Annotated in this window: 10 protein-coding genes; 6 read left to right on the top strand and 4 right to left on the bottom strand. The window is 60.8% G+C overall.

Features of this window, described 5'->3' with window-relative positions; all coding sequences use genetic code 11:
* Positions 1-182 precede the first annotated feature (182 nt).
* The 4 genes from LPA34_RS20650 to LPA34_RS20635 all read left to right on the top strand — a co-directional run bounded on the left by LPA34_RS20650 (position 183) and on the right by LPA34_RS20635 (position 5,898).
* Positions 183-1,364 (top strand): isovaleryl-CoA dehydrogenase, encoded by a 1,182-nt coding sequence (locus LPA34_RS20650; protein ID WP_090534375.1) that lies wholly within the window; start codon positions 183-185, stop codon positions 1,362-1,364.
* Positions 1,365-1,397: 33 nt separating this feature from the next.
* A complete protein-coding gene (locus tag LPA34_RS20645; protein ID WP_228981650.1) occupies positions 1,398-3,005 on the top strand; it encodes a carboxyl transferase domain-containing protein in 1,608 nt (535 codons plus the stop codon).
* A gap of 23 nt (positions 3,006-3,028) precedes the next feature.
* Complete coding sequence (locus LPA34_RS20640) at positions 3,029-3,814, top strand: enoyl-CoA hydratase/isomerase family protein (RefSeq protein WP_228981649.1); 786 nt, start codon at positions 3,029-3,031, stop codon at positions 3,812-3,814.
* Positions 3,815-3,885: 71 nt separating this feature from the next.
* A complete protein-coding gene (locus LPA34_RS20635; RefSeq protein ID WP_228981648.1) occupies positions 3,886-5,898 on the top strand; it encodes an acetyl/propionyl/methylcrotonyl-CoA carboxylase subunit alpha in 2,013 nt (670 codons plus the stop codon).
* 14 nt (positions 5,899-5,912) lie between these two features.
* Here LPA34_RS20635 and LPA34_RS20630 read toward each other — a convergent pair whose 3' ends face one another.
* Positions 5,913-6,704 (bottom strand): phosphate/phosphite/phosphonate ABC transporter substrate-binding protein, encoded by a 792-nt coding sequence (locus LPA34_RS20630; RefSeq protein ID WP_228981646.1) that lies wholly within the window; start codon positions 6,702-6,704, stop codon positions 5,913-5,915.
* Positions 6,705-7,039: 335 nt separating this feature from the next.
* Between LPA34_RS20630 and LPA34_RS20625 the strand changes: the two genes are divergently transcribed.
* Together LPA34_RS20625 and LPA34_RS20620 are read left to right on the top strand one after the other, a co-directional pair.
* Positions 7,040-8,470, top strand: coding sequence for a PTS galactitol transporter subunit IIC (locus LPA34_RS20625; protein ID WP_228981644.1), 1,431 nt, complete (start codon positions 7,040-7,042; stop codon positions 8,468-8,470).
* Positions 8,471-8,541: 71 nt separating this feature from the next.
* Positions 8,542-9,306, top strand: coding sequence for a PTS sugar transporter subunit IIA (locus LPA34_RS20620; RefSeq protein ID WP_228981643.1), 765 nt, complete (start codon positions 8,542-8,544; stop codon positions 9,304-9,306).
* A 61-nt stretch (positions 9,307-9,367) separates the two neighbouring features.
* Here the strand turns inward: LPA34_RS20620 and LPA34_RS20615 are convergent, their stop codons facing one another.
* The 3 genes from LPA34_RS20615 to LPA34_RS20605 all read right to left on the bottom strand — a co-directional run bounded on the left by LPA34_RS20615 (position 9,368) and on the right by LPA34_RS20605 (position 12,041).
* On the bottom strand, positions 9,368-10,354 hold the full coding sequence (locus LPA34_RS20615; protein WP_228981642.1) for a fatty acid desaturase: 987 nt from the start codon (positions 10,352-10,354) through the stop codon (positions 9,368-9,370).
* A gap of 166 nt (positions 10,355-10,520) precedes the next feature.
* Entirely contained in the window at positions 10,521-11,270 is a 750-nt protein-coding gene (locus tag LPA34_RS20610) for a CDP-diacylglycerol diphosphatase (RefSeq protein ID WP_228981641.1), read from the bottom strand.
* A 15-nt stretch (positions 11,271-11,285) separates the two neighbouring features.
* Complete coding sequence (locus tag LPA34_RS20605) at positions 11,286-12,041, bottom strand: FadR/GntR family transcriptional regulator (RefSeq protein WP_228981640.1); 756 nt, start codon at positions 12,039-12,041, stop codon at positions 11,286-11,288.
* Positions 12,042-12,133: the final 92 nt, after the last annotated feature.

Below are 12,133 nucleotides of genomic sequence, written 5' to 3'. Positions count from 1 at the left end.
ATGAATAATTGAGTGTGGCTCAAAAAACATATTGACGTATACGTAAATGTGGCGTGAAATTCGCCTTGAGCGGCCGCGACGCATGGATCATCATGGGAGCGGCCAGAGAGGATCGCTGAGCCCCGCTCAGAAAGCCGGCACGCCCAGCCAGGGCGGCCGCCACGGAATTCCAGGAGACATCCATGACGCATCTGCCCGGTTTGCAGTTTCCGCTTGGTGAAGAAATTGAAATGCTGCGCGACAGCATTGCAGGATTCGCCGCTAAGGAAATCGCGCCACGTGCCGCGGAAATCGACCGCACCGATCAATTCCCGATGGACCTGTGGCGCAAATTCGGCGACCTCGGCGTGCTGGGCATGACGGTCTCCGAGGAATACGGCGGCGCGAACATGGGCTATACGGCTCATATGGTCGCGATGGAGGAAATCTCGCGTGCATCGGCTTCGGTGGGTCTTTCGTATGGCGCGCACTCCAATCTCTGCGTGAACCAGATTCACCGCAACGGCACCGAAGCGCAAAAGCGCACATACCTGCCGAAGCTGCTATCGGGCGAACACGTCGGCGCGCTTGCGATGAGCGAGCCGAATGCGGGTTCGGACGTGGTCAGCATGAAACTGCGCGCCGAAAAGAAAGGCGACCGCTATGTGCTGAACGGCACGAAGATGTGGATCACCAACGGCCCCGACTGCGACACGCTCGTGGTCTACGCGAAGACCGATGTCGAAGCGGGCTCGCGCGGCATTACCGCGTTTATCGTCGAGAAGGGCATGAAGGGCTTTTCGGTTGCGCAGAAGCTCGACAAGCTCGGCATGCGCGGTTCGCACACCGGCGAACTCGTATTCGAAAACGTCGAAGTGCCGGAAGAAAACATCCTGGGCCAGCTGAACGGCGGCGTGAAAGTGCTGATGAGCGGGCTCGACTACGAACGTGCGGTGCTGGCGGGCGGCCCGACGGGCATCATGGTCGCGGTGATGGATTCGGTCGTGCCGTATATCCACGATCGCAAGCAGTTCGGTCAGTCGATCGGAGAATTCCAGCTGATCCAGGGCAAGGTCGCGGATCTGTACACCACGCTGCAGGCGTGCCGCGCGTATCTGTACGCGGTTGGCCGTCAGCTCGACACGATCGGCTCGGAACATGTGCGCCAGGTGCGCAAGGATTGCGCGGGTGTCATTCTCTACACCGCTGAAAAGGCGACGTGGATGGCCGGCGAAGCGATCCAGATTCTGGGCGGCAACGGTTATATCAACGAGTATCCGGTGGGGCGTCTGTGGCGCGATGCGAAGCTCTATGAAATCGGCGCCGGTACGAGCGAAATCCGACGCATGCTGATTGGCCGCGAGCTGTTCGCGGAGACGATGTAAGTCCGCCCACGCGCCGAACCGGAGAGCCACGCGATGCCGATCATAGAAACAAAACTGAATCCGCGCTCGGACGATTTCCGCGCAAACGCGGCAGCGCTGGAGGCGCTGGTTGCCGATCTGAAGGCAAGGATCGCAGCGCTCTCGCTGGGCGGGGGCGCTGCCGCACGTGACAAGCACGTCTCGCGCGGCAAGTTGCTGCCGCGCGAGCGTATCGCGCAACTGCTCGATCCAGGCACGCCGTTTCTCGAACTGTCGCAGCTCGCGGCGTTCGGCATGTACAACAACGATGCGCCGGGGGCCGGTGTCATCACGGGCATCGGGCGCATTGCCGGGCAGGAGTGCGTGATCGTCTGCAACGACGCGACGGTGAAGGGGGGGACGTATTATCCGGTCACGGTCAAGAAACACGTGCGCGCGCAGGAAATCGCCGCGGAAAACCGCTTGCCATGCGTGTATCTCGTCGATTCGGGCGGCGCGAACCTGCCGAATCAGGACGACGTGTTTCCGGATCGCGATCACTTCGGGCGCATTTTCTATAACCAGGCGAATCTTTCGGCTGAAGGCATTCCGCAGATCGCGGTCGTGATGGGCTCGTGTACGGCAGGCGGCGCCTATGTGCCCGCGATGAGCGACGAGTCGATCATCGTCAGGAACCAGGGCACGATTTTTCTCGGCGGTCCGCCGCTGGTGAAGGCCGCAACCGGCGAAGTGGTCAGCGCCGAAGATCTTGGCGGCGGCGACGTGCATACACGTCTGTCCGGTGTCGTCGATCATCTTGCGCAAAACGACGCGCATGCGCTGGCGATTGCACGCAGCATCGTCGGCAACCTGAACCGTGTGAAGCAGCCGCCTGTCGCGCTGCGTGAGCCCAGGCCGCCGCGCTACGACGTCAAAAACATGTATGGCGTGATTCCCGTCGATACGCGCAAGCCGTTCGATATCCGTGAGGTGATCGCGCGTGTCGTCGACGATTCAGCGTTCGACGAATTCAAGGCCCGCTATGGCACGACGCTTGTTTGCGGCTTCGCGCATATCTGGGGACACCCCGTCGGCATCATTGCGAACAACGGCATCCTGTTTTCCGAATCAGCGCTCAAGGGCGCGCACTTCATCGAGCTGTGCTGCCAGCGCAAGATTCCGCTCGTGTTCCTGCAGAACATCACGGGCTTCATGGTGGGCCGCAAGTATGAAAACGAAGGCATCGCGCGCAACGGCGCGAAGATGGTGACGGCGGTCGCAACCGCGAAAGTGCCGAAGTTTACGGTGATCATCGGCGGCTCGTTCGGCGCGGGGAATTACGGCATGTGTGGCCGCGCGTATTCGCCGCGCTTTCTGTGGATGTGGCCTAACGCGCGCATTTCGGTGATGGGTGGCGAGCAGGCAGCGTCGGTTCTCGCAACGGTCAAGCGCGATGGCATCGAAGGAAAGGGTGGCACGTGGACAGCGGAACAGGAAGAAGCGTTCAAGCAGCCGATCCGCGAGCAGTACGAGCATCAGGGTCACCCGTATTACGCAAGCGCGCGCCTGTGGGACGACGGCGTGATCGATCCGGCGCAGACGCGCGATGTGCTGGGTCTGGGGCTGTCGGCTGCGATGAACGCGCCAATCGGGGACACGCGTTTCGGCGTGTTCAGAATGTGACACACGCGAAGGAGTCGTGCGGCATGCAATACGATCATATGGACGTCGCGTTTGCCGCTCAAGTGGCGACCGTGACGCTGAATCGCCCCGACGTGCGCAACGCGTTCAACGAAGCGATGATTGCGGAGTTGACCGATGCGTTCGAATCGATGGGCGAACGGCAGGACGTGCGCGCGGTCGTGCTGGCCGCGAACGGCAAGGCGTTTTGCGCGGGCGCGGACCTGAACTGGATGAAGAAGATGGCGGGCTTCTCGGATGACGAGAACCGTGCCGACGCGATGCGTCTCGCGAACATGCTGAGCGCGATTTATCGCTGCCCGCAACCCGTGATCGCGCGCGTGAGTGGCGACGCGTACGCTGGCGGCATGGGGCTGATTGCCGCGTGCGACATCGTGGTGGCGGTCGATACGGCGCGCTTCTGCCTGTCCGAGGCGCGTCTTGGCCTGATTCCCGCGACGATCGCGCCGTATGTCATCCGTGCGCTTGGCGAGCAGGCTTCTCGCCGCTACTTCACGACGGCCGAGCAGTTCGATTGCGCGACCGCGTTGCGGCTCGGACTGGTGAGCGAAATGGTCACCACGGACCAGCTCGACGCAACCATACAGCAACTCGTCGAGACGCTGATTGCAAACAGCCCGCACGCGGTACGCGAGTGCAAACGGCTCGTGCAGGACGTGGCGGGCCGTACGCTCGACGCCGCATTGATCGAAGACACCGCGGCGCGAATAGCGCGCGTACGGGCAAGCGAGGAAGGCCGCGAAGGCGTTGCGTCGTTCCTTGAAAAGCGCGCGCCCGCATGGCGTACCTGATGCAACGAACGCACGCACGCGTCGCATGCGCGACGCCCAGCATAAAGAACAGCCCGGGAGCGAGACACCTCATGTTCAACAAGATCCTGATTGCAAACCGGGGCGAGATCGCGTGCCGCGTGGCGGCTACCTGCAAGCGCCTCGGCATCGCGAGCGTCGCGGTGTATTCCGACGCGGACGCGAATGCAAAGCACGTCTTCGCGTGCGACGAGGCGGTTCATATCGGCGGATCGACGGTGGCGGAAAGCTATCTGCGCATCGAACGCATCATCGAGGCCGCGCGTTCGACGGGCGCGCAGGCGGTGCATCCGGGCTACGGCTTCCTGTCGGAAAACGAGGATTTCGCGCATGCGTGCGAGAAGGCCGGCATCGTATTTATCGGGCCGCCGGTCAGCGCGATCGCCGCGATGGGTTCGAAGGCGGCAGCCAAGGCGTTGATGCATTCGGCCGCCGTGCCGCTCGTGCCGGGTTATCACGGCGACGATCAGGACGCGGCGCTGCTGCATCGCGAGGCCGATTCGCTCGGCTATCCGGTGCTGCTGAAAGCGAGCGCGGGCGGTGGCGGAAAAGGCATGCGGGTGGTCGAGCGTAGCGAGGATTTCGCGGCGGCGCTGGCGTCATGCAAGCGTGAAGCGGCGAGCAGCTTCGGCAACGATCGCGTGCTGATCGAAAAATACCTGACGCGGCCACGGCACGTCGAAGTGCAGGTCTTCGCCGACACGCAGGGCGGTGCAGTGTGGTTGTTCGATCGCGACTGCTCGGTGCAGCGGCGCCACCAGAAAGTGCTTGAGGAAGCGCCGGCGCCGGGTCTCGACACATCGTTGCGTATCGCGATGGGCGAAGCGGCGGTTGCCGCGGCGCGCGCGGTGAATTACGTCGGCGCGGGCACCGTCGAATTCATCATGACCGGCGACGCATTCTATTTCATGGAAATGAACACGCGCCTGCAGGTCGAGCATCCGGTCACGGAGATGGTGACGGGCCTCGACCTTGTCGAGTGGCAATTGCGCGTTGCCTCAGGTGAACCGTTGCCGCTGACGCAGGACGAATTGCGCGTCGACGGCCATGCGATCGAGGCGCGCATCTACGCGGAAAATCCCGCGCGCGGTTTTCTGCCCTCGACGGGTACGCTCAAGCATCTGCGGATGCCGGAAGGTGTCGAGTTCTCGCCCGGCGACGCGGCGGGTGGCCGGGCGACAGTGCGCATCGATAGTGGCGTGCGTGAAGGCGACACGATTACGCCGTTCTACGACCCGATGATCGCGAAGTTGATCGTGCATGGCGCGACACGCGACGAAGCGCTGGCCCGGATGAACCGCGCATTGCGCAAATGCGAGGTGGTCGGGCCGTCCACGAACGTCGAATTCCTGCAACGGATCGTGACCAGTGAGCCGTTTTCATCGGCGGATCTCGACACGGGGCTGATCGAGCGCCATCACGAAGCGCTCTTTGCGCCGCTGCAAAAGCCTTTCAGGGAAGCGCTCGCGCTGGCGTGCGGCGCATTGCTGACGCGCGAAGGCGGTACCGCTCACGGCGCATCGCCGTGGGATGCACTGTCGCACTGGCGCCTGAATGGTGGCTATACGCAAACGCTTTCATGGCGCGACGTCGACAGCGAAACGGCGTTTTCTGTCACGTTCGCGCGCGACGGCGAAATGCAGACGCTCGATCACGCAGGCCAGCGCGACACGTTCACGTGGTGGAGCGGCGAAGACGCGCATGAGTTCGGCGCGACGACGGGCGACTCACGCGTGACAGGTCGTGTGTTTATCGATGGCGACGTTTTCCACGTGTTTTGCCGCGGTTTCGCGTTTGCATTCGAGTGGCAGAACCTGCTTGCCCATGCAGCCGATGCCGAGCACAGCGAAGGCAGGCTGACCGCGCCGATGCCGGGCAAGGTAATCGCGGTGCTGGTCGAACCGGGGACGGTGGTGGAAAAGGGCACGCCGCTCATCGTGATGGAAGCCATGAAGATGGAGCACACCATCGGCGCGCCCGCAGCGGGCACGGTCGCGGAAGTGTTGTATGCGGTGGGAGATCAGGTGGCCGACGGCGCGCAGCTGCTGGTGATGGAAGTGGGTTGACTTCGCGTGCCGGATCAGGCGAGGCGCGTATAGCCAAAGGCAAGCGCTTCGTTCTCCAGTTGTTCAATACGCGCATAGTCCGTCAGTGACAGCGTGGAAAACCCCTTCAGGCGCAGCCGTTTTGCGCGAACGGGGTCGGCGCGCAGCGCGTTATCCAGTGCACTTCGAAGCGCCTCGACGGTAGATGCGTCAACGTCGCTGCTGGCGACCAGCGGTAGCCCCGGCGACGCCTGCGTCCACGCAACCTCGCGCACCGACTGTGCGAGTTGAGGTAACCCGTCCCGCACGAACGCCATCGTCACACAATCGATCGCCGCGATATCCGCCCGGTTTCCGGCGATTGCCGTGAGTGAGCCGATATGCGAACCGGTAACAACCGCTTCGCTAAAGAACGAACCATCGCGTGAAAGCGGCGCGATCACATGTCGCAGTGCATTCATTCCGCTATTTGAGTCGAGCTGGTTGAATGCGACCCGCAGGCCGCGCGACGTTTCAAGCGAATGAACGGGTCCATCGGCACGCGTCATGATCACACTCGAATAGTTCGGACCGGCACAACCCGGCGCATCGAATTCCGGTGTCGCGACCAGTTGCACGTGTTCGTGCAGCCCGTGCATCAACGGGTAACCGCAGGTCTGCGAAATCAGGAGATCCGCGCGGCGCCAGAATGTGTGCAGCGGCTCGTCCGCTTCGACGATATGTGTCAGCGGCGCCGTGTCGCGCAGAACGTCGGCGAGAAACGCACGCCAGTCCGCAGCGAGGGCGGGCGTCACGTTGTACATCGGAAGCGAGGCGATCCAGTTCATGCCGCCGATTCTGGCATATCGGCCGGGTCGCCGCCGTGGCGCCTTGCGCGCCCGAGGCGGTTGACGTCTTTCGCTCTCATGACTCAACGTGGCATCAAACCGCTAACCCGAACCTCGGGCAACTGAAGGTCACGTCCTCGCTCGTCCGCCGTTTCCGGTATCGGGACTAACCCTGGAAGCGAACTTTTTCAGCCCCGACTGCTTGTGCCCGAAGTGGACAAAGAGATATTGTAAGAATCAAATGTACATAATGCGTCGCGAAAAACATTTTACCGGTGTCCGACTGGTTTGACCGTTCAGGGATGACCATAGGCAAAAATGGAGGAGATGAGAGCATGTACGCCATCCTGACTGGAATAAAAGCGGCAATAGACGCCCTGGGTCCAACAGTGCTAATGCCCATCGTGATCTTCCTCATTGCGGTCGTCCTGGGCGCCAGGCTGGGCAAAGCTTTCCGCGCGGCCGTTACCATTGGTGTGGCTTTCATCGGTATCAATCTGGTGCTTGGTCTGATGTTCACGTCCATTGGCCAGGTAGCACAAGCTATCGTGACTAATACCGGCATCAAGCGAGACATCATTGATGTGGGCTGGCCTTCGGCGGCTGCGATCGCTTTTGGTTCTTCAGTTGGACTGTGGGTCATTCCGGTCGGTATTCTGGTGAATATAGTCTTCCTGCTGATGCGCTGGACACGCACGCTGAACGTGGATGTGTGGAATTTCTGGCATTTCGCCTTCGTCGGTTCACTTGTCGTTGCGGCAACCGACAATCTTGCCTATGGCATTGCCGTCGCAGCGATCGTCGCGGCGCTTTCGCTGCTTTTCGCGGACTGGTCGGCCCGCGCGGTGCAGCAGTTTTATGGCGTGCCGGGCATTTCCGTCCCGCACCTCGCTTCGGCGCAGATCCTGCCCATTGCGATTGTGCTGAACTGGGCCATGGATCGCATTCCAGGCGTCAAAAAAATTAACATCAGTACCGAAACCATCGAGCGTCGCTTTGGCGTGTTCGGGGAGCCGGTCGTCCTCGGCCTTGTCCTCGGGCTTGCGCTCGGGCTTATCGCCTTCTACAACGCGGGCAAACTGGAAGTCGTACTCGCCAAGGTACTCAGCACGGGCATCACGCTCGCCGCGGTCATGCTGCTCCTGCCGCGAATGGTGAAAATCCTGATGGAAGGTCTCCTGCCGGTTTCCGATGCAGCACAGGCGTTCGTTCGCAAGCGCACGGGGGATCGTGAATTGCTCGTCGGGCTCGATTCGGCAATTCTGATTGGCCATCCTGCGGCCATTTCATCGTCACTGATTCTGGTGCCGATCGCCATCGTCCTGTCGATCATCCTGCCCGGCAACCACGTGATCCTGTTTGCTGATCTCGCGGTGATTCCCTTTATCGTCGCATTGACTGCACCGCTCCTGAAGGGCAATGTTTTTCGCATGGTTGTGGTCGGCACGGTGACACTTGCCATCGGTTTCTATGTCGCGAATGCGCTGGCGCCGCTCTTTACACATGCAGCCGTGGCGTCGGGTTTCAAACTGCCGGCTGGCGCCTTGCAGATCACTTCGGTGGTCGATGGGTTCCTGTGGGTACCTTATGTTGTTATCAAGGCCGTCCAATGGCTCGGCGCTGGCGGTATTGTTCTGCTTGCCCTGGTCGTTGCCGCTCTGTTCTGGCTATACCGACGTAATACGGCTGGCTGGGAACGGGCTGCAGGCGCTGAGGACGAACAGCTGGAACAGGTTGATGAGCAGTCGGAGCAGACTGCTGCGTGATTGCCGGTCGTACTGTCGCGGGTATTGATGCTGGAATCGGTATCCTGCGAGGATGATTCAAGGAGCGTACGGTGGTAAATAGTCTGATGGCGGTTCTCGAACCGGAAGCGATAGTGCTTCAGAGCGAGGCGAAGACAAACGAAGAGATCATCCTGATACTCGCTCGGGAACTCGAACGACTTGGCTATGTGAAGCCGGGTTTTGCCAATGCCGTGATAGAGCGCGAACGGTCGTTGCCAACCGGGCTAAAAATGGAAGGCGAGGGCAATGTCGCTGTTCCGCATACCGACCCCTGTCATGTCCTTAAGGCCGGGGTCGCGATGGCGACGCTAAAAAATCCTGTTGCATTCGCCAATATGGAGGATCCCGAGGAGAGCGTTAGCGTTGATGTTGTTTTTCTGCTTGCTATTAACGACAAAGACAAACAGATCGAGACCTTGCAGACGATTATCGCAACTATTCAGGACGCGTCGGCGATAAGGGCTTTGAAGTGTGCCAGGACGCTGGAAGAAGTCAAATCGGTGTTTGGACAATGGAGCGGAACGAAAATGGCCAGGATTAAAACGATTCTGTTTGCGTGCGGCACCGGTGTTGCGACGTCTACAGCAGTGAATGTGGCCGTGACGGAAGAAATGAAGAAGAGAGGATTAACCTTCAATGCCCAGCAGGCTAAAGCTACAGAGGTTCTCTCGCTTGCCGACAACGTCGATTTCATTGTGGCAACGACGCCAATCTCTGCTTCCGTGACGAAGCCAGTAATCAAGGGACTGGCCTTTCTCACTGGCATCGGCAAAGACAAGGTTCTCGACGAGATTGAGGCGGCGCTGCGAAAGTAGTGTGAAGGTGCTCCGCTTTCGACGACTTGCATCCGGGTTACGGGTCGCCCCAGGCGTGTTCTTATGAAAGACGGGTGGAAGCAGACGGATTCCTCTGGATGAAATCAGACAGATTGCCATGCACCGGATGCGCAACCGGTGCGAATGCATAAAGCTTTAACCATTCGCTGTAACCCTTTACCAGAAAGCCTCCTGAGCGTTCTATGTATTGCTGGCGGGACGTTTCATAGACTTCCCGGAGTGCGAACCAGGGCACATGTGGCAGGTCGTGATGTATCGCATGATAGTTATTGTTCAGAAAAAGAAGCCGCCAGAAGAACGCAGCCTCATTGATGACTGAGCGATGCTGACCGGAACCGGCGGTGCGATGTTCATGAAACGAGCGCACAGACCCGACAGACAGCGCCGCATAGCCGACACCGGCAATAAAAACCCATGCCGGCAGGCCGCACGCTACGTTCAGCCAGTACGTCAACGCAACGAGCGCGATGCAATGCATGAGCCACGTGGGTACATCGCTCAAGTCACCCCCAGCGATCCTGCGAATTGCTTCGCTCGCCGTCGTCGCGATTGAAAACGCAGGTCCGAATAACAGGCGCCCGATAAATGTGTTGCGGACCGTGAGCAGCGCGCGCATCAGGGCCCCCGTCCGTTGCCACGCTCGATGCGTAACAAAATAGCTTTCCGGATCGAGCGATGGATGCGTCAAATGCGAATCGGCGTGATGCTGAAGATGCAGGTCGCGATAGATGCCATACGGAAACCACACCGCAAGCGGCGCGAAGCCGAGCAGCCCGTTCAGCAGGCGTGAGCGTGTCGGATGACCGTGCATCAGTTCGTGTTGAAGGGACATGTACCACGCGCTGAGGAAGGCGAGAAGAACCGCGGCAACCGGCACACCGAGTGCGCGAACGTGAACCGCGACACCGAACCAGGATGCGTAAATCGTCGCGATCACCACCCACGTCGGCCATTCGGTGCGCCACGTCAGCGTGGTGGCGAGGTGGGCCAGGGTACGGCGCTGGGTGTCGTCGAGATAGTTCGCCACAGGCTGGTCCGCATCGTTACGAAAGGCTGCTGATACTGCGCGACGCGGTTAGACGGCACGCCATTGAAGCCGATCGTAAAGGCCCATGTCGAATGACAGAACCAATTTCTCGCGGAAAGCATGTGCTGAAAAACGGAAAGCCTGTTTCAACGGAATGAAGCGCGTGTCAGCTCTTCCGTGCGAGTTTGCACGCGTGGTCCATCAGCGGTTCCGCCGAGCCGCTGCCGTCGTCGAGATCCAGGCTGCTGTTGACGATCAGCCATCCGTCGCTTGCCGCGGAAGGGCCCGCGCCGGTCACGAGGATCGTCTGCGACGCCATCGTCGTATCGTCCGGAAGATTACGCGCGACGACCCTGAACGGATCGTCGGTCCCGGCAATCGAGGCGACGCGCATGATGCGGTAGCGGTTTCCGTCGATCGTCTCCCAATGCCATTTGCCCGGCGCGTTGCGACGATATCGCGCGAGCACATCGATCACGTCTTTGCGCAGGCAGTCGATATGGATGTGCAGTTGCGACTGCGTACGGCGATACGGGGAGTTGATTTCCAGCCCGAGTTGCTCGTCGCCGAGTTCCTGTTTGACGGCCTTTTGAACGTACGTGCGGGCGTTCCACGCGTCGGACCAGTACGGCCTCGCATCGTCAGCGATGACTTGCGGGCTTTCGATGCCAGTCACGCGATCGGTTGGAATCAGCAGGTACTGCGATGAACCGTTGATGTCCTTGAGAATAGCGTAATGCGCCTGCAGGTCGACGCGAGTGCAGAAACCGGGTGTTCCGGATGATTGCATCGACATCACGCACTGGCCGTCGACGATGCGCCACAGCGCGTTCGAATCAGCCGCGGCGAGCGTCGCGCAGCCACTGCCGGTGGCGGCTAGCACGACGCTGATGAAAGTGCAGAGCGCGAAACGCATGGGGCGTCGGTTCCGTTATGTTGGGTGATCTCGCGTGAGCTGACGTGGCTGCGCCGCGTGTCGTTCGTAAAGTGCCCGCACGTACGTCAGATGCTGCTCGGCCGCGCTGCGCGCCTTGTGCGCGTCGCGTGCCACGATCGCATCGTAGATGGCCTGGTGCTGCTCGAGGAGCTGCCGTTCCATCGCGTCGTCGTAATCGATGAGCCGGTGCGACTGACGCATCGATTCGCGGATCAGCGTGTGGATGCCGTGCATCACGTGCGCCAGCGCGACGTTGTGCGTCGAATCGGCAATCGCGAGGTGAAACGCAGCGTCGAGATCCGCAAGATGCGTGCGGTCGGATGACAATGCGCAGGTCTTTAATGCCTCAAACGCGGTGCGGATCGCAGCGAGATCATCGGGCGTCGCGCGCTCGGTTGCGTAGACCGTTGCGATCGATTCAAGGCCTTGCCTGAGCTCCAGGATATCGGAGCGCGTACGCGTGTTTTGCAATAACAGTTCGGCGAGGGGCTTTGAAATGACCGTGGCTGTCATATCGACCACCACGAAGCCGCCGCGACCGGTCATTTCGATGTAGCCGTCGGCTTCGAGCCGGATCAGCGCTTCGCGCAGCGAAGGGCGCGATACGCCGAGCTGCGTCGCGAGCTCGCGTTCGGCAGGCAGACGGTCGCCCGGGCGCAGCGCGCCTTCCGCGATCAACGCCTTGATCTGCTCCGACACGACATCGGAAAGGCGCTTGCGGGTGAACGTCGGGATCGGGCGAAATTGCATGGTTTCGGTGGACGTGGCGGCAGGCGGCGACGCGACCCGCTTCGCGAGGTTGACGCGAGGCAGGACCACAGTCGCCGGAACGCAGCGATTAT

It is taken from the genome of Paraburkholderia gardini, from assembly GCF_907164575.1.
In the GTDB taxonomy this organism is placed as follows: Bacteria; Pseudomonadota; Gammaproteobacteria; order Burkholderiales; family Burkholderiaceae; genus Paraburkholderia; species Paraburkholderia gardini.
Note: the sequence above shows the minus strand (reverse complement) of the source record. Positions and strands in the feature narration are given on the sequence as shown.